We start from the raw sequence: 16,930 nt of genomic DNA, 5'->3' as shown, positions 1-16,930 counted from the left end.
GCCGGATCAGGCCGGTGAGTGCGGGCTCAGAGTGTGGCGAGCACCGCGTCGATCACGCGTTGTAGTCGATCCGGACCGTCGTGCGTCCACGCCGCCGGTACCGCCGCCATATACACGGCGAGCGGCCGCACCGATCCGGGTCGGCGAGCGCTGGAATCGGCGACCGGCCGCAGCGCGGCGGTGCGGCCGATCCTCGATCGGCCTTGCTCGTTCAGCAACCCCATGGCTGGGCGGCCGCCCGCCCCAGGTTTCGATAGGGTGGCGAGGGGGGATGCGTCGATCACCCCGCATCGGTGTCGGCAGGCAAGGAGTTCCCGCTGTGTCCATCCCGCCCCCGCCCGACCCGTATCGCGGCTACGCCCAGCCGGCCCCGCACCCGCAACCCGTACAACCCCAAGGCAATCCAGCGATGGGCGTGCCCAACCCGTACGCCGCGCCCCCCGCCTACCCGCCGACCAACCCGTACGCCCAGGGCCCCGGTTACGCACGGCCCGACAGCCCTGCGGCGGCGAGTATCGATCGGGTGGCCGGGATACTGATTCTGCTGGCCGCCCTCATCACCGGCGGGTGGCGGCTGGCGGAAACCTACGGATTCCACTGGAGCGATGGTCTGTTCGCGATCATGATCATCGTCGCGATCGGCGCATCGGTCGCCGTGCTCACCGGGGCGGGCGCTCGAACCCCCGCCTTACGAGCCCTTGCCACCGTCGGTGCGGGCATGCTGCTGACAACCACTTCCTTCGAGTTGGTATCCCGGTTGGAACTGTCGTTTCTCTTCGAGGACCAGGGATGGCTGCTCATCCCCGCGACGATCGCCGCGTTGGCGGCCACGATCACCGTGGTACTCGCGGCGAACTCGACTCGAGCCCCAGCTGCGCTACCGGCCCAATTCCCCGCCCAGTGGCAGTACCCGACGTCCGGGTCTGCGCAGCCGCCGGTAAACCCTTACCCGCCCCAAAACCCTTGGCCGCCACAGTAGTCGGGTCAGCAGGCCATCGACTCTGTGTGCATCGCAGCCTTCACGCAAGAAGCCGCCTCGGTTCGTCCAGCCGAGGCGGCTTCTTGCCTATCGAGCTCAGTGGCGGTCGACCTCGCCATCCGGGACGCCTGAGGGCGTCCGCTGGGCTGAAGTCCAGCGACAGCAGGCGTACCAGCGGCTACTTCGCAGTGGTGGTGACCGTCGTCTCGGCAGCAGGCGAAGTGGTCACTGTGGTCGTTGGCGCGGCCGACGTGGTCGCGGTCGTCTGCGGCGCGGCCGAAGTGGTGGTCGTGGGCGGAATCGGGTCGGGGCACTTGCCGAGATTCATCTCACCCAGGGCGTTGATCTCGGCATTCGACCGTGGATCGCCCGCATAGTTGATCCGGTCCGTGCACTTCGGTAATTCGCCGCATACGACCGTGCTGTCGCAATGGTCGATGCCGCCGACCGGGGGGGCGCCGCATACGACCGTGCTGTCGCAGTGGTCGATGCCGCCGACCGGTGGGGCGCCGCATACGACTGTGCTGTCGCAGTTGTCGGTGCCGCCGACCGGGGGGACGCCACATTGGACTGTTCGGTCGCAGTCATCCGTGCCGGGCGCGGCTCCTGGCTGTGATCCGCCCGCGCCTTGCGATCCGCCCGCGCTTTGCGATCCGCCCGCGCCTTGCGATCCGCCCGGATTTCCTTGTGCAGCACCGGCGCCCGCACTCGTCGGCGTCACCGCTTTCGCTCCGGTGGTCGACGTTTTGGCCACCGTGCTCGACGTCGGCGCCCCGGAGTCGGACTCTTTGGTCGTACACGCTGACAGCACCAACACCAGCGCCGCCAGACCTAGCAACAAACCCACGGCCGCACGCAGCCGACTACCCATCCGCACCATTTACTGTCTTTCTCCTCCGGCTGCTACCGCAGCCCACCACTACCCGGTTCGAGCCTAAGCGGGTACGGCTATCGGAAGGTATCGGACGTCTTACCTATGGTGGGTATTCCGACCGAAGTTCGTGATCATGGTGTGAGTTCGCCGCGTTGCCGTACTTCGCGCTGGGCGGCACCGACCACCGCAGCCACGACGAACAGGACGCTGCTATCGGCGGCTACATCCGCTGGCGCAACCAGCCCGCCGGACCCATCCGCGACTTCGCCGTCGGCTCCAAGATCCGGCACGCGAATTACCTACCGAAGGTTGCCTGACCGGGCACACTACGCTCCCAGCGCAGGATCCATCCTGTCCTGCCGTATCCATACCCGAACAGCACCCCGAGCAGTGCCCCGGCGGCCGCGCCGAGCGCGGCCAGCACTTCGGTGTCGGGCAGTCTACGTTCCTGCCACGGCTTCGGATCTTCGAAGGCGATGGCCACCATGTCGCCAGGCTGCTCGCAGACTCTCTCGGAGGTCCACTGCGGCGGCACTACGAGCACTGGTCGAGTCGGGCTCGGGGAGGTCGAGGCGGCAGCATGCTCGGCTACCAACGCGACCGCGGCGGCGCTGCCCGAGCCCACCAGAGCTCCGAAAACCGCTAACACCAGTATCAGCATGCGCATCGTGAGATTGTGCCGGACTTGACACATGCCGTGCTGTTGCGGTGCAGCGCGCTGCCAAAGCGCAGGCTACTGCGCTCCGTCAAGCAACAATCAACCCGAGATCCGACTACTGCAGCAACCTATCCGGACGAGGCACCAGCGCCGCTATCGTGCAACGGTGACAGGTTCTGTGCAGCGTCCACTGCTCTTCCTTGATGTCGACGGACCACTCATTCCGTTCGGAGCGACCCCGCAGCAGTATCCGGACGGGTATCCGAGACATCAGCCGCACCTCGAACCATGGCAGGTCGCGTCGAATCCGCTTCTGGTGCGACTCGATCCCGAGCACGGGCCTCAATTGGCAGCGCTGCCATGCGATCTGGTGTGGGCAACGACATGGATGACCGACGCGAACGCATGGATCTCACCGCTGATCGGCTTGCCGGAGCTACCAGTGGTGATCTGGCCGGAGTCCTGTGCTGAGGACGGGGACGACCGGCTGCACTGGAAGACCCGTGCCCTGGTCGATTGGGCAGCCGGGCGCTCATTCGTGTGGGTCGACGATGAGATCACCGACTCCGATCGCGCTTGGGTGTCCGCGCACCATCAAGGACAAGCCCTACTTCATCGCGTCGATCCCCGCCATGGCCTCACCGTCGCGGACTTCGCCACCCTCGACGAATGGCTGCACGCGACCCACGACCCCGGCTGACGCAGCCAGCCGCTGACACCTCCCAATTCTCGGGTTTCTCGAGGCGATCGCCGAAGGGCTCGACCAGGAGGCCGATCCACCTGACTGCCATGTACTGGAGGGTGATGTCGGCACGCCTGCGGTGGCCGGCTCGGCTACCGCGCGGGGCCTGCCGGTAGCGGTGGTCTTCCTTGGAAATACGACGATAACGGTGGAGGCATGGGATAACTCGATGGCGGAATAGCAACGGTGACTTCCACGACTGCTGGACCTACCACCTGCAACAAGTGGGGTTCCCCGAATCTCTCCAGGTAAGCGCGAGTTGGTTCAAGCGGAAGGACCGGAGCTCGCCGTAACTCGAATCATGGCGTGCTTCTATCGCCAGGAGCATCGAAGCGGATCATCCCCACGAGCGCATCTTTCAACTCTAGTCCAGGTTTAGGCTTCTTGGCGTACATGTGTGAATGTTTACCATTGGGGTCGGCCCAGTCGGCGTCTATTTCTGCCTTGGTTGGCAATGTGAGCTTGCCATCATCGTAGACAAATAGGACACCGGGACCTTGACGGTTCTCCATGAAATCTTTGACAACACCGTCCCCTATGTGCGTCCAGGGGTCTTTCGGTGCCGCTCCTCCATGCACGCGTGCGGTTTTCACGAGCTGCGGAACTCCAAGATCCTGACTCGCCGAGACCCATCGGAACTTCAGGTCCAATCCGCCCAGTTTCCCGCCTTGCTCCGCCTCGATATTGTCCAAGAGTGCGATCAATCTCTTTTCGGAGGCCGAAAATTCCTGTCCCCGCCATTCCCGAAACGCCACAAAATTCTTGACGTTGCTGATCATGTGCGGAAGGGAAATCTTGTTGGCGAGGCTCGCAAAGGTAGATCTGTCTTCTTGGGTAAGTCTCAACACGAAATGTTCGGCCTGGCCAGGTGCTGGATTGTCGTTGTGGGATTCTGTGGCTGGAGGCGGGGTTTCGTCCCTGACGGGCTGGTTGTCTGCGACAGTCCTGGGCGGATGTGCCGCCGTATCCACCTCGCGCCCGTGGCCTTCGACGAGTCGCGCGCTGTGTTCGTCGTCCCCGCCCAATCTCCTTGGTGCTGCACTGATCACATCGGCCACCTCGTCCACCGGGGCGTACAGGTGGCCACCGGTCTTGTGGGTGAGCAGTTCGACCATGTCGTCCCGCATACGCCGCAACAGCTCATCAGGTAAACGGATCATTGTCGGCCGCCGCGACCAACGCGAATACCGAACCAGGTCGCGGATCTCATCTGCTGATCAACCGCCAGATCGCCGTCGCGCGGCCGGGTCGCTGTCGGCTTGATACCGCCACAGCCCCCGTCGGACACCCTCGCGTATTTGGCGAGGCTGCGTACCGAGGTATGTCCCGACAGCTTCATCAGCACCGGCGTCGATGTCCCTCCTGGGCGACGTAGGTCAGTCGTGAGTGCCGCAACTGTGCAGTGTGTACGGGCCGTTGTCATAACGCTCGGTGTGGGTCTCGTGCCACCAACCCCAGCAGTACGCCCATCACCGCAAGCAGCCGACTACCCAACCGCAACATCCACAGTCTTTCTCCTCCGGCTGCCACCACTACCCGGTTGACGCTAAACGGATGCGGCCGAAGGTATCCGGCAAGTTACCTATCTGGGCCTAGAACGCCAGTGCCTGATGTGTTGCTACGGTGGCACGCGATCCGCGTCGGTAGTTCGTCGCCCGCAGCTGACCTCCGCTCAGGAGCTGCTGGCCCACACCGCATTCGGTTCGATGCTCCAGGCCGACACCCGAGCCCGACCGGCCCACCGGGCCGGTTACGGACGCAGCCTCTGAAAGAAAGCCGCCCGGGGTGGTTGGTCCCTGAACGCGTTTACCGCGCCGTGGTGTCGATCGGGGAGTTTCGGATTCGGATCGGTGCGGTGGCAGAGCCCTGCGGCCGCAGCAGTGAACAAGAAGGCAAACATCACGCTGCCCACATCCGGAACCGTCGAATCACCTTCTACTGGTGCACATCCCGAACTTCGTTGGATTTCGGCGATTACTGCTGGGGCCCCGAGTAGCTCACCCTGCACCAAGAAGCCGCCTCACGACATCCGAACCTCACGCCGACGACCGCCCGATCACCCGGACCGCGATCTACAGCCGGATTACTAGTCTTGGCGGGCTTCGCTCCGCGGCCGATCCTCTTATCGCCATCGACCCGGCTAGAGCTGAGCGGCATTCCAGTGGTTCGTCTTAACCCGATGGCAGCTTGGTCGCCCGTTCGACCGGATTGCGGTGAGGGCGGTAGCGCGGCTTGGGCGTCAAGACTTCTGCGGTATGTGTTCGGGGGGCATACCGGGGCCGATCGTGGCCTGGATTTCGGCGGGGTCGTGCACGCGACCGCAGTGGGCGCACACCGTGTGCTGGGTGATTCCGGCGCCGCATACCGAGTGGGTGTAGAGGATCGGGGGCTCGCCCTCGGTCACCCACTCATCGCCCCATTCGGTGAGCGCGACCAGCGCGGGTGCGAGCGCACGCCCCTTGTCGGTCAGCAGGTACTCGTACAGGTCGGGCTGCTCGGAATACTTGCGGCGCACCATGATTCCGGCCTCCACGAAACCATCGAGGCGGGTCTTGAGAATGTTGGTCGCTACGCCCAGGCTGCGCTGGAAGTCGTTGTAGCGGGTCGAACCCGCGAACACCGCGTCACGAACGATGAGCAGGCTCCAGCGTTCGCCGATCACCTCCAGGGCGCGCGCGATCGAGCACGCCTGTGAGTCGTAGGTCTTCCCCAGCATGCGAACCAGTCTACCGATACCGCTTGCATCATGAAAGTTCCTCCAGTTATCCTCGCTTGCATGATGCAAGTTGATACGAAGCAGAACTTCACTACCACCTTCTCGGTGGATCGGACTCCCCAGGAAGCTTTCGAGGCCATCACCAATGTCCGCGGTTGGTGGTCGGAGGATGCCGAGGGCGTCACCGATCGGGTCGGCGGCGAGTTCGTCCACCGCTACCAGGATGTCCATCGCTGCACGATCCGCGTCACGGAACTGGTGCCCGGCCGCAAGGTCGCATGGCTCGTTCTGGACAACTACTTCAACTTCATCGAAGACCAGGCCGAATGGAAGGGCACCGAGATCGTCTTCGAAATCTCGGAAAAGGACGGTGGCGCCGAGGTCCGCTTCACCCACGTGGGCCTGGTTCCGCAGTACGAGTGCTACGACGTGTGCTCCAACGCATGGGGCGGCTACATCGGCGGCAGCCTGCGGAATCTGATCAATACCGGTGTGGGACAACCCAACCCGAAGGAGGGCGGCAATGCCCCGGCTCATCAGGATGCCGCCTCCGTGCTGCGTGCCGAGCGCTCACCTCATGCCGTGACACTGAAACCCGGCAGCATCCTGCTCGGTACCACCCGGCCCGCGGAACTGCGTGACTGGTACCGCAGAACCCTCGCGCCGGAATACAAAGGCGAAGGGCCGATCGATCTCGGCGGCTTCCTGCTGGTCATCGACAAGCGCGACGACCTCGGGACGAAGAACAATGAGCCGGGCCGGATGATCCTCAACTTCCACGTCGAGGACTTCGGCGCCGTCGAGGCGCAGCTGCGGGCGGCAGGCGTGGACTGGCTCGTTCCCGTCGCCGATCGCCCCTCCGGCCGCTTCGGGACCTTCGCGGACCCTGACGGGAACTACCTCCAGATAATCCAATTCAAGTAGCGAGGGCGCACCGTCAGGCTGCGGCCGGGATCGGGGATTCGGCGGCAGCCTTCAGCATGCCAAGCATGGCGTCATGACCCGCGCGCAGCTTTTCGGAGCTGAAGAAGAGGGTCAGCAGCGGACCGGCGAGCGATTCCTCCATGGTGACCTCGGTGCGAGTTTCGCTGAGCGGGGTCAGCCGGAGGCGATCGACAGCCTTCATGCAGCCCATGGAGACGCCGGTCCAGGCGAGTTCCCGCTGCGGCTCGATGGTGGCGAAGGTCGCTTTGATGGTGGTGCCGTGCAGGTTCCAGCGAAACGAGGCGTCGACCTTCATCTCGCCGAGTTCGAGTACATGAGCGTCGGAGCGCCAGTCGGGCCAGTTCCGCATGTCGCTCAGTAGCCGCCAGACGGTGTCGATCGGAGCGTCGACGACGATCGTGCTGACCGAGCGGACCGGGGCGTTCTCGTCCAGCAGACCCTTCTTGGCGTAGTTCTCGTGCAGGTCGGTAGTGGCGGGTCCGGTGTAGAACAACTTCATTTTTCGACTCCGTGCGATCGGCATTCCGTAACGAGAGCAATGATCTCTGTTATCTCCGCTCTTTGTCAAGAGCACTGCTCTCGAATGCCGCCTACCTGCTGCGACATCATGCAGCTTCGGCTGATGTCGCAACGGCGCGGACGCTGTACGACGCCGAGTTCGGCTGTGAGGAGTGAGACGTCACAAGCCCCTGGCTCGTCCGAGCCGACCTACTTCTCGGGGATCGACGCGATGATGTTCATCGACGGTGGGCCCGCAGGGATTTCCTGCTGCCGAGCCGCCGATGGTCACTATCGATCTCGATCATGGCGACGATCGCGCCTGCCTCGATGGCTGCCGACTGGTCACGAATCCTCAACCGGGACAGCACGGTTCGTGCGCACTGGAGGGCTCGCCTCGTTACACTCACCCCGGCAGTGTGGACCGAGCACCCCGTCGGTCCAGCCGACAAAGCGACCTCGACCGGACGGCTCATTCTCAGTCTTGGGAATTATTGTGCCGAGCAACCATGGCGTCGAGCGAGAATGCCGTCGAGCGGCGGAAGGATCTTTGCATGTTCGGCGAACACGAAAGCCTCGTGCGGTGGATCGAGGGGTTGTCCATCACCTATGACCTGATGGATGACATCGTCCCGGACGACGTGGTGCTCGACCATACGCTGGAGTCGCTGGAGTTGCTCGGTGACGTGCTCTACGACTACGACGAGACGCCCGGTTTCGACGCCGCCGCGGCTGCCTACATCGGCCAGACCCTGCTGAAGCTCGCGGGCGGCCGCTGGGGATGGGATGACGCGCCGGACAGCGACACCTTCGGACAGCCGCTCGCCTGCCCCTCCGAAGAGCTCGGGCTGACCCCGGTGGCGCCGAGGAAGCTGGTGGGCTCCGGCGGTGTTGCGATCGTCGAGAAATACGCCGAGTGGGAGCAGGCGGTACTCGAATTCGCTGCGGTGCACCCTGATTGGCGGCCTGACAAGGAATTCACCTGGCGGTTGGACCGCCTCCCAAAGGTTTCCGACGCAAACCGGCTCTCGGCCTGGCTGGCCGAGCGCGAGCAGCGGCTTCCGCAATGGGTCGCTGCCTACGGAGCAGGCGGCACGTGGGACTTTTCGCCGCCGACCATCGATGCCCTCGCGGCCGCGCTATTTCGGGTGACGCCGACGCCCGAACAACTCGACGACCCGGGCAATACCGACTTCGTGGACGGCGCAACGTGGTACCTCGGCGAGACGCTGCGTCGCGCGGAACCTGGCCAGTGGATTGCCCCGCACGGCGACCAGTACTTCCGCGTGCGGAAGCACCCCGACGACGAATGGTCGTCCGCACCGAGAGTCGACCTGTGGCTCGCGGTCCGAGACGGCAACCCCGTGCAGCTGCACAATGCGTTCGGATACTGGACGACATCGTTCGTCGCCGCGGACCGGCCGAAGCCCGAGTACCGGTGGGCCGGTACGGCCTGGCAGACCCCGCTGCACACTTGGGTCGAGTCGATCGCCGGACGTATCGACGCCCTCGCCGCCGCCGCGCCTCACATCACCCTCGATTATTCGGCGGATTCGCTACGCCTGCTCGAAAGGCTCTGCCGTGCGGCAGGCCCAGATCCGCAGCAGGATCTGGTCGAGAACATCGCCGCCTATGTCGGCGAGGCGCTGCTGCGAGCCGGGGGCGGCTGCTGGACCCTTGACGACACACCGAGCAACGTGTCACTCGGCCGCCCCATCGTCAGGGGCTACAACTTCATATCGGACGACGTCTCACCGATCGACCTGGTCCGGGTGGCGTGCCGGTGGCAGGACCCGGGCGCGCTCACCCGCGCGTACGAGGCTCGAGAACAGTACACGCGCGAGCAGGCGGCGAAAGACCCGAACTGGTATCCGACGAAAGCGCCCACTCCCGGCCTGGACTCGCCCCCTGCACCGACAGTCGTCGAATCCTGGTGTGCCGCACGTGAGCACGACTTTCCCGCCTGGACCGCGCGCTACGGCGCGGGACGAACCTGGGACTTCTCCCGCGACTCGCTCATCGACCTCGCCGAGGTCGTGTTCGAGGTACTCCCGACCCCGAACCAGTTCCAGGACCCCCAGCACGCTGAATTCGTCGAGGGCGCCGCCTGGTACTACGGCGAGGTCCTACGCCGTGGCAAGCCGTCCGAATGGCAACACCACGACAACCTCGATGCGGATGGGCGCTGCTACAACGGCCTGGACGTGAGCACGCTGGAGCGCGAAAGCGGCTACCCTCTGGGCGTTTTCGTAGTTCACGACCTGCGCAGGCTGGTGGAACGCCGAAACGACGGAGGCTTCGGCGATCTACGCAGCGACCTGCGCGACAACTTCGACCACTGGGTCACCGCGGCCGTCCGCCAGCGCACCGAGGACGCCATCCGCCGCAGGAACCGCAAGAAATCCCGGCGCAAGCAGTCCGACGACGACTACGCGGCCGCCTGGACAACCGCACGGGCACAGCAATTTCCGGAATGGCAGCAGCGTTATGGCGCACAACTCGGCTCCGACTTCTCACCTGACTCGCTCGACGTGTTGGAGTCGATGATCCGACAGGTCACGCCCACTCCGGAGGACCTGCTGGAAAACCCGGCAAATGCCGAGTTCCTGAACGGAGCGGTGTGGTATTACGGCGAAACCGTGCGTTGCGCCACCGATCTGGCGTGGACATACCACCGCAACGACAGCAACGACTGCTACCTGCACCGCACCGACGGCACATACGGATGGCTCCACCCGATAGAAGACCTCGCGGAAACCTTCGGCCACTACGCCCTCGGCTCCCTCCGGCGGAACTACGACCGCTGGGTCAGTTGACACGCCCTTCGGCAAGCTGCTCCGGTGGCGCGGCGAGTCGACGACCGGAACCCATGGCCCCAGTGCCGTAAGAACTCCTGTACGGAGGACGTCGCGAAGCCTGGCCATTCGATGTCCAGAACAACCAGGTTCCGGCATTGCACGGCAAGCTGCCCGCGGAAGTACTGTCAGGGCGCGTGCCCGGTAATCGCAAGGGGACAAACTAATTCACGCCACGAATCGCGTGCAGATACAAGTTGCCGCTTGGTGTCCGTGTCGCGATGGAGTCGCGAACACGGACAGGTCAGCAGGGCTGTCTATTCGCTTGTCAGGTATACCGGCAGTGTTTCATGTCCGTTCGAGATGAAGCTGTTCACGGTATTCAACTCCGACGGGTCCACGGCCAGCCGCATGTTCGGAAAGCGCTCGAAGATGGCGGGCAGCGAGACGATGGCCTCCAGCCGGGCAAGCGGGGCACCCAAGCAGTGGTGGGCGCCGTAGCCGAAGGACAAGTGCTCCTTGGAGGCTCGGGTGACGTCGAAGTTGTCCGCGGCGTCACCGTGCAACTTCGGGTGACGGTTCGCACCGGCGTAGGAGGCGAGGATTGCATCGCCCTTGGAGATATGGACGTCGTCGATGTCGATGTCGTCCACGGCGAATCGCAGCGGCAGGTGCGCTACCGGGGCTTGGAACCGCAATGATTCCTCGACGACGTCCGACCAAGCCGCCCGGCCCTCTACTACCGCGGCGAGTTGCTCGGGGTGGGTCAGCAACGCGAAGATGGCCTGGTCGAGCAGATTGACCGTCGTCTCGTGGCCGGCGCTGATGACAAGCAGCAGCGTGTCGATGAGTTCCTGCTCGGTGAGCCGCGAGCCGTCCTCCTCGTCCACGTGCGAGATCAGCAGGCTCGTCATGTCATCGCCGGGTTTGTCACGACGGAACTCGACCAGCTCACCGAGAATCCGGTACATCTCCATGTAATTGGCGTGCGATTCCTCTGGGCCGAGCGAAGTGTCGAAGATTCCGTCGACACACGCGCGCAGGCCGCTGTTCAGCGACTCCGGAACACCCATCAGCTCGCTGATGACCTGGATCGGCAGCGGATAGGCGAAACTCTCACGCAGGTCGACCGCCTTACCTGCGGGGGTCTGTTCGAGCTTGTCCAGCAGGTTCGAGGTGATGCGGTCGATGAGCGGACGCATCGCTTTGGTGCGGCGATCGGTGAACGCGGGTGCGACCAGTTTGCGCAATCGCTTATGGTCGGGGCCATACGCGGTGAACATGTTGTCCGCTACCACCCACAGAAGAAGCGACCAGGTCTGCGGTACTTCACCATTGATGAGTGCTGGCCAATGCTGGCGGGCGTCCTTGGACACCCTCTTGTCGATAAGCAGGTTCGTGAGCAGATCGGGATCGGTAGCCGACCACGCTTTGACACCGCCGGGCAGCTCAACCAAGACGGCAGGTCCATGCGCTCGGATGCGCGCGGACTCCCCTTGGATGTCAGTCCCTGTCGGGTCGAGGACGATCAATTGTTGGTCCATCGTTATCTCCTTAGAACAACGGCAACGGCAACGGCAACGGTGACGATCCAGGGAAGACGACGGGCAGTGCGGCCAGTGCCCGATGGAAGGGTCCTGGTCGCCACGCCAGGTCTTCGGCGGCGCCAGCCAGTCGCAGTTCAGGGAGCGCGTCGAGCAATTGGTCGATGGCCTCCTGCACGATCAGGTATGCGATCGACCTCGCGGGACAGGCATGCGGCCCGAGACCCCACGCCAGATGCGAGCGATTATCGGTGTATTCACCGCTGCTGCCGACGTCCGGATCGTTGTTGCAGCCGGCCATGCTGATCACGACCGGCTGGTTCGCGGGCAGCCACACTCCGTCGATCAGGATCGGCTGGCGGGGGTAGGACACGCAGTAATTCGCCAACGGCGGGTCGGTGAACAGGACCTCATCGAGGGCGTCACGAGTGGACAGTGTGCCACCGTGCACACTGTCCGCGAACCGGTCGTCGGTCATCATCAGCAGCAGCGTGTTGACGATCAAATTCAGCTGTGGCTCGATACCCGCGCCGTAGAGAGTGACCAGTTGGTGGATCATTTCCTCGTCATCGAGCGCGGCTGGATCCTCGATCAGCCGCGTGGTGACGTCGCTGCCGGGTTCTTGTCGCTTCAAGCGGACCAATTCCAGCAGGCCTTCGATGAGCATCGCCTCGCCCTCGGCCGCGTTGATGCCCTCGAAGATCGCGGCCATGCCGGTGGCGACCTTCCGCCCGATCTCTGGTGTGCAGCCGAGGATCGTATTGAGGACTTCGAAGACGAGCGGATACGCGTACTGGCTGATCAAATCAGCGGCACCGTCTTGGCAGAACGTGTTCACCAGCCGGATGGCGTGCTTCTCGACAATGGCGTGGAGCGCGTGCCCGTCGATCTCGGCGATGCCCGCCGTGTTCGCCTGCCGGTAGCGCAGATGGTCGAGGCCAGCGCTGCGCAGCGCGTTCGGCCGCCATCCCAGCATCGGCAGAATCGGGCACTCGCTCGGCACATTCTTCTCCCAGCCGCGCGGATCAGCGGGGAAGTGATCCGGATCGTTGAGAATCCTTACGGCGGTGCGATATCCGATCACCAGGGTGGCCGGGATGCCCGGTGACAGTTCGATCGGCACCAAGGAGCCGTATTTACTACGCATAGCGCGGTAGGCGCTGTGTGGATCTCTCGCGAACGCTTCGGAATGGAGCGAGAAACGGGGCCCACCGGCATCGATCGGCGAGCTGTGTGTGCCGGGCATTTCCACAGATGATCTCCCAACGGTGACATTGAAAAGACGACAGTGCCAGACATTCTCTGTGACCGCGCGTTGGAAACGGGCAAGCAGCGGAGCATCCCCAAGCCGTGTCTGTGGTGAATGCCTCTCCGGCAGTCACGAATTCGCAAGAGGGACTGCTGCACGATCGGGTGACAGCGGTTAGGCAGCTTGAAGAGCTGGTGTGGTCATGATGGTCTCGTATTCGACCGGGGTCAATTTGCCGAGCCTGGTCTGGCGTCGACGCCGATGGTAGGTCCGTTCGATCCAGGTGACGATCGCGATCCTGAGCTCGTCACAGGTCGCCCACGGTCGCCGGTCGAGGACGTTCTTTTGCAGCAACGCGAAAAACGATTCCATCGCGGCATTGTCTCCACACGCGCCGACCCTGCCCATTGATCCAACCATCGCCTGATTTCCCAACGCACGGACGAACTTTCGGGATCGAAATTGTGATCCCCGATCGCTGTGAACAACGCAGCCAGCGACTTGCCCACCTGCGGCATGGCGTCGGGCCGCTGCCGAGACAAGGGCGTCAACGGCGAGGCGCGCTTTCATCCTCGAGTCGATCGAGTAGCCCACGATCCGGTTGGAGAACAGGTCCTTCACCGCGCAAAGATAAAGCTTCCCTTCGCTGGTGTGATGTTCGGTAATGTCGGTGAGCCACAACAAGTTCGGCGCATCAGCGGCGAAGTTCCGCTCGACGAGATCGTCATGGACCGGTGGACCGGATCGGCGCTTCTTGGTGCCGCGTTTCTTGCCGAAACTGCTCCACCATTTGTTGGTCGAGCAGATCCGCCACGCGGTCCGCGCCGCCATTGGCTGGCCCGCGTCGGCGGCCTCGTCGGCGAGGAATCGGTACCCGAATTCGGGGTCGTCGCGGTGAGCATTGAACAAGGCGTTGGCCCGATAGGCCTCGTGGAGATCGGCAGCGGTGACCGGATCGGCGAGCCACCGGTAGTACGGTTGGCGCGCGATTTCCAGGACCCGGCACGTCACCGCGACGGGGATCCCGTCGGCGGCCAGCTCACGGACGAGCGGGTAGATCATTTTCCCGGCAGGTTGGCCTGCGACAAATAGGCCGCGGCCCGGCGCAACACTTCGTTCTCCTGCTCGAGTAGCCGGATGCGTTTGCGCAGTTCGGCGTTGTCGGCGGACTGCTCGTTCGTGGTTCCGGTCTTGATGCCGTCCTCGATGTCGGCTTGCTTGATCCAGCCGGCTAGACAGGACTCGCTGATCCCGAAATCGGCGGCGATCTGCTTGAGCTTGTGGCCTGGTTCTCGGTTACGTGCAACGCGGACGACGTCGTCGCGGAACTCTTTGGGGTAGGGCTTGGGCACGGTATGCATCCTTCCAGCAGTGCCTTTCGGCACCGCAGATCAGATGACACCTATCCGTGCAGCAGTCCCGGACAGATCAGACGTCAGGTCTCGCTTCTTTGCGGGTCCGGTCGACGGAGGCGGCTTCTTCGCGTTCCCAGACTTACGCGCGGTTGAACTGGCCGTCCTGTACTCCGGCGGTGAACGCGTCCCACTCGCCGGGGGTGAAGACGAGCGCGGGGCCGGTCGGGTTCTTGGAGTCGCGCACGCCAACAGCACCACCTTCGAGGTAGGCGACTTCGACGCAATCGGCTTTTGAGGCGCTGCGGCTGCTCTTGAACCATTGAGCCCCAGACAGGTCGGCAGTCATGTCTCTAGTAACTCCTTTGCCACCTGCCGAAGCAGGCTCCTGCTTGCTGTCGCATCCAGCGAACATTGCTGGAGACTCTGGTACACCCGATCGTACAGTTGCACGTCCATTGGTTTTTCCAGGTAGATGCACCCGACGAAGGTCTCCAAGTAGACGACCGGGGGCCAGACCGGCTTTCCCTTCCCGTCCTTGCTGAACTCGAGCATGGCGAACTGTCCAACAGGGTCGCCGATCGGTGCTCCAGCCGCGAAGGGCAACACTCGTACCGTCACGTTCGCCAGCTTCCCGATCTCCGCCAGATGTCGAAGTTGTGCTGCCATGACGTCGGGACCACCCACGGTGCTGCGAAGGGCTGATTCGTGGAGCACTACATCAAGGGCGATCGGCTGATGCTTCCTAGTGACGATTGTTTGACGTTTTGTCCTGAGCTCGATCCGCCGCTCGTGTTCGGCGCGGTCTTCTGATGGGTAGCCCGTTTGCATAAGAGCTCGGGCGTAGTCAGCAGTCTGGAGCAAGCCCGGTATCAGCGACGGCTGGTATGTGTTCAGCCTCCGCGCTGCGGTTTCGAGCCCGACATACACATCGAATGTGGCGGGTATCAGGTTGCCGTATTCGTGCCACCAGCTCTTCTCGGCCCCTTGGCGCAGTAGTCCGATCATGGCGGTTGTCGTCTCGTCGGACATCTCCAGGACATCGCAAACTGCTTGTAGGTCACGGACTTTCAGTCGTGTTGCTTCCCCCTTTTCCAGCCGTTGCAATACGGATGAACTCAGGTCTGCAAGCTCTGCCAGCTTCTCCTGCGACATGTTCAGCGCAGTGCGCGCCTCATGCAGGTAGCTGCCGAGCTGCCGCCTCGGCAAGGTCGAACCGGTGTCGGTCAAAGTGCCCTTTCTGTTGTGGCGTTCGCCCGTTCTGGGTGAAGGGAGCCACCTGCGCGGGGATCGCTCTGCGCTTTCGGGTTAGTTCAACTGGGTAACCCATTTTATGACACTTCCCGCAGGTAGGAGGTGTTTTGCTCTAGTTATGCGCCCGGTAGGTAGTGCAAATCTGCTTCGCTTCCAAGCTTTCCGTCCTGGCTACACCACAGTCCGCCCAGGGCACGGGCGCACAAATCCATCACCGATGCGACTCGAGGTCTCCGTATGGACCACATAGCTTTTGGCGACACGCCCGTGTCCCGCTGCCGGTACTACCGGCTGGTGTGCGATCTCCCCGCGATCGTTGACCCGCCGCAACTCGGACGGATCATCGTCAAAGCGGGGATTGTTTGGGCGGTGATGATGCCCACCGATCTCGGGCATGCAGTGCGACGGGAAATGCAACGCCGGCAACAAGATACCGGCCCGATCATGTCGCATCCCCGGTCGAGCCGATGGAGTTACCTGGTGCGTCCAGACCTGCCCAACGACGACAGCCTGTTCGCCGAGATGTTCCGTCTCAACGTCTCGATAGTGCGAGCGGGCGGGGCGATCGCACTGCCTTCCCCTACCGATCGGTGCCCGCAATTCCGACGCTGGATCGAGCCGCCGCGCTGTGCATTCCGCCCTTCCGGGCTGATGATCATCGCGTCAGTACGCGCGACTGCTCAGGTGCGTGAACGATGATGCTCGATGCGCCGTTGCCCGGAAAGAACCTGATGTTGGCCGCATGTCGCGGCGATGTGCACAAAGATCACCCGCTACTGCATTCGGCCAAGGAGCTTGCCGAACTACACGAGCGGCGACTCTGTGCCTGCCGCGAGCAAACCGACGAGATCGACAACGAACGTGCACGCCTGGTCCGCGAAATCGACCACTGGGTCTGCGTGCACCTCCCGCCGTCACTCGGTGCGGCACGTGTGCACACAGAAACCATCGGTGCGGTGGTCGACCGGCTCGGACAGTTCACCGCCTGCGCATTCGCGGCATTGGCAAGCGGTTCGAAAGGGGAGCTCGGTGACGCGTGGGAGAGACTCGCTGAGCTAGCTATCGGCTACGAAGATCTGAAAGATGAAGTGTCCGTCGGGCGCCGCCGCCTACCAGGCGGGCCCTAGGCGCGGTGCGAAGCATGGTGCTCGACATGACGGTGTCGGCGGGCAATCGCTCCTAACTCCCGAGCTGACGATAGCCCGCCCCAACTAACGAAACATGGCGCCTCATCCCCAACGTGCGCTCCTCAAGTCTTCGTGCCCTATCACTGGACCGGCACTTTGTGTCTGGACCTGCACCCCCATGCAACACCCAGAGTTGG

At 63.5% G+C, this 16,930-nt stretch carries 18 protein-coding genes; 7 read left to right on the top strand and 11 right to left on the bottom strand.

Annotation, left to right across the window (positions count from 1 at the left end; translation table 11 throughout):
• Positions 1–26: 26 nt before the first annotated feature.
• Complete coding sequence (locus OHQ90_RS02980) at positions 27–284, bottom strand: hypothetical protein (RefSeq protein ID WP_328407069.1); 258 nt, start codon at positions 282–284, stop codon at positions 27–29.
• 35 nt (positions 285–319) lie between these two features.
• Between OHQ90_RS02980 and OHQ90_RS02975 the strand changes: the two genes are divergently transcribed.
• Positions 320–979, top strand: a complete 660-nt coding sequence (locus OHQ90_RS02975) for a hypothetical protein (RefSeq protein ID WP_328407067.1) — start codon at positions 320–322, stop codon at positions 977–979.
• Between the two features lie 178 nt (positions 980–1,157).
• Here the strand turns inward: OHQ90_RS02975 and OHQ90_RS02970 are convergent, their stop codons facing one another.
• Entirely contained in the window at positions 1,158–1,859 is a 702-nt protein-coding gene (locus tag OHQ90_RS02970; protein WP_328407065.1) for a hypothetical protein, read from the bottom strand.
• Positions 1,860–2,005: 146 nt separating this feature from the next.
• Here OHQ90_RS02970 and OHQ90_RS02965 point away from each other — a divergent pair, with 146 nt between their 5' ends.
• The gene (locus tag OHQ90_RS02965) at positions 2,006–2,170 is read left to right on the top strand and encodes a hypothetical protein (RefSeq protein WP_328407063.1); all 165 of its coding nucleotides are present in this window, start codon (positions 2,006–2,008) and stop codon (positions 2,168–2,170) included.
• Here OHQ90_RS02965 and OHQ90_RS02960 read toward each other — a convergent pair.
• A complete protein-coding gene (locus OHQ90_RS02960) occupies positions 2,149–2,520 on the bottom strand; it encodes a hypothetical protein (RefSeq protein ID WP_328407061.1) in 372 nt (123 codons plus the stop codon). The genes OHQ90_RS02965 and OHQ90_RS02960 overlap by 22 nt on opposite strands.
• 157 nt (positions 2,521–2,677) lie before the next feature.
• Here OHQ90_RS02960 and OHQ90_RS02955 point away from each other — a divergent pair, with 157 nt between their 5' ends.
• Positions 2,678–3,211, top strand: a complete 534-nt coding sequence (locus tag OHQ90_RS02955) for an HAD domain-containing protein (RefSeq protein WP_328407059.1) — start codon at positions 2,678–2,680, stop codon at positions 3,209–3,211.
• 341 nt (positions 3,212–3,552) lie between these two features.
• On the opposite strand, the gene OHQ90_RS02950 is transcribed toward OHQ90_RS02955, so the two are convergent.
• On the bottom strand, positions 3,553–4,368 hold the full coding sequence (locus tag OHQ90_RS02950; protein ID WP_328407057.1) for a hypothetical protein: 816 nt from the start codon (positions 4,366–4,368) through the stop codon (positions 3,553–3,555).
• A 1,124-nt stretch (positions 4,369–5,492) separates the two neighbouring features.
• Complete coding sequence (locus OHQ90_RS02945; protein WP_328407055.1) at positions 5,493–5,969, bottom strand: winged helix-turn-helix transcriptional regulator; 477 nt, start codon at positions 5,967–5,969, stop codon at positions 5,493–5,495.
• A gap of 60 nt (positions 5,970–6,029) precedes the next feature.
• Between OHQ90_RS02945 and OHQ90_RS02940 the strand changes: the two genes are divergently transcribed.
• Positions 6,030–6,893 carry an SRPBCC domain-containing protein gene (locus OHQ90_RS02940; protein ID WP_328407053.1) on the top strand — a complete coding sequence of 288 codons (864 nt, stop codon included), beginning with the start codon at positions 6,030–6,032 and terminating at the stop codon, positions 6,891–6,893.
• A gap of 13 nt (positions 6,894–6,906) precedes the next feature.
• On the opposite strand, the gene OHQ90_RS02935 is transcribed toward OHQ90_RS02940, so the two are convergent.
• Positions 6,907–7,413, bottom strand: coding sequence for an SRPBCC domain-containing protein (locus tag OHQ90_RS02935; RefSeq protein ID WP_328407051.1), 507 nt, complete (start codon positions 7,411–7,413; stop codon positions 6,907–6,909).
• A gap of 553 nt (positions 7,414–7,966) precedes the next feature.
• On the opposite strand from OHQ90_RS02935, the gene OHQ90_RS02930 reads away from it, so the two are divergent.
• On the top strand, positions 7,967–10,228 hold the full coding sequence (locus tag OHQ90_RS02930) for a hypothetical protein (protein ID WP_328407049.1): 2,262 nt from the start codon (positions 7,967–7,969) through the stop codon (positions 10,226–10,228).
• Between the two features lie 296 nt (positions 10,229–10,524).
• Here the strand turns inward: OHQ90_RS02930 and OHQ90_RS02925 are convergent, their stop codons facing one another.
• From OHQ90_RS02925 to OHQ90_RS02905, 5 genes are all read right to left on the bottom strand, one after another.
• On the bottom strand, positions 10,525–11,751 hold the full coding sequence (locus OHQ90_RS02925; protein ID WP_328407047.1) for a cytochrome P450 family protein: 1,227 nt from the start codon (positions 11,749–11,751) through the stop codon (positions 10,525–10,527).
• Between the two features lie 10 nt (positions 11,752–11,761).
• On the bottom strand, positions 11,762–12,997 hold the full coding sequence (locus OHQ90_RS02920) for a cytochrome P450 (RefSeq protein WP_328407045.1): 1,236 nt from the start codon (positions 12,995–12,997) through the stop codon (positions 11,762–11,764).
• Between the two features lie 177 nt (positions 12,998–13,174).
• A protein-coding gene (locus OHQ90_RS02915) for an IS3 family transposase (RefSeq protein ID WP_328407043.1) occupies positions 13,175–14,352 on the bottom strand; the annotation gives its coding sequence in 2 pieces (ribosomal slippage) (positions 13,175–14,065 and positions 14,068–14,352; 1,176 coding nt in all).
• A 142-nt stretch (positions 14,353–14,494) separates the two neighbouring features.
• Positions 14,495–14,701, bottom strand: a complete 207-nt coding sequence (locus OHQ90_RS02910) for a DUF397 domain-containing protein (RefSeq protein ID WP_328407041.1) — start codon at positions 14,699–14,701, stop codon at positions 14,495–14,497.
• Complete coding sequence (locus OHQ90_RS02905) at positions 14,698–15,582, bottom strand: helix-turn-helix domain-containing protein (protein ID WP_328407039.1); 885 nt, start codon at positions 15,580–15,582, stop codon at positions 14,698–14,700. The genes OHQ90_RS02910 and OHQ90_RS02905 overlap by 4 nt, the downstream gene beginning before the upstream one ends.
• Before the next feature lie 504 nt (positions 15,583–16,086).
• On the opposite strand from OHQ90_RS02905, the gene OHQ90_RS02900 reads away from it, so the two are divergent.
• Positions 16,087–16,305 carry a hypothetical protein gene (locus OHQ90_RS02900; protein ID WP_328407037.1) on the top strand — a complete coding sequence of 73 codons (219 nt, stop codon included), beginning with the start codon at positions 16,087–16,089 and terminating at the stop codon, positions 16,303–16,305.
• A complete protein-coding gene (locus OHQ90_RS02895; protein WP_328407035.1) occupies positions 16,302–16,733 on the top strand; it encodes a DUF4254 domain-containing protein in 432 nt (143 codons plus the stop codon). The genes OHQ90_RS02900 and OHQ90_RS02895 overlap by 4 nt, the downstream gene beginning before the upstream one ends.
• Positions 16,734–16,930 lie beyond the last annotated feature (197 nt).

Origin of the sequence: Nocardia sp. NBC_00403, from assembly GCF_036046055.1 — a bacterium.
Classification (GTDB): Bacteria; Actinomycetota; Actinomycetes; order Mycobacteriales; family Mycobacteriaceae; genus Nocardia.
Note: the sequence above shows the minus strand (reverse complement) of the source record. Positions and strands in the feature narration are given on the sequence as shown.

Coding starts and splice junctions, on each gene's coding strand:
- OHQ90_RS02945 (WP_328407055.1), bottom strand. CDS start 5,969: ATGCTGGGGAAGACCTACGACTCACAGGCGTGCTCGATCGCGCGCGCC.
- OHQ90_RS02960 (WP_328407061.1), bottom strand. CDS start 2,520: ATGCGCATGCTGATACTGGTGTTAGCGGTTTTCGGAGCTCTGGTGGGC.
- OHQ90_RS02950 (WP_328407057.1), bottom strand. CDS start 4,368: ATGGTCGAACTGCTCACCCACAAGACCGGTGGCCACCTGTACGCCCCG.
- OHQ90_RS02895 (WP_328407035.1), top strand. CDS start 16,302: ATGATGCTCGATGCGCCGTTGCCCGGAAAGAACCTGATGTTGGCCGCA.
- OHQ90_RS02920 (WP_328407045.1), bottom strand. CDS start 12,997: ATGCCCGGCACACACAGCTCGCCGATCGATGCCGGTGGGCCCCGTTTC.
- OHQ90_RS02930 (WP_328407049.1), top strand. CDS start 7,967: ATGTTCGGCGAACACGAAAGCCTCGTGCGGTGGATCGAGGGGTTGTCC.
- OHQ90_RS02970 (WP_328407065.1), bottom strand. CDS start 1,859: ATGGTGCGGATGGGTAGTCGGCTGCGTGCGGCCGTGGGTTTGTTGCTA.
- OHQ90_RS02940 (WP_328407053.1), top strand. CDS start 6,030: ATGATGCAAGTTGATACGAAGCAGAACTTCACTACCACCTTCTCGGTG.
- OHQ90_RS02910 (WP_328407041.1), bottom strand. CDS start 14,701: ATGACTGCCGACCTGTCTGGGGCTCAATGGTTCAAGAGCAGCCGCAGC.
- OHQ90_RS02935 (WP_328407051.1), bottom strand. CDS start 7,413: ATGAAGTTGTTCTACACCGGACCCGCCACTACCGACCTGCACGAGAAC.
- OHQ90_RS02925 (WP_328407047.1), bottom strand. CDS start 11,751: ATGGACCAACAATTGATCGTCCTCGACCCGACAGGGACTGACATCCAA.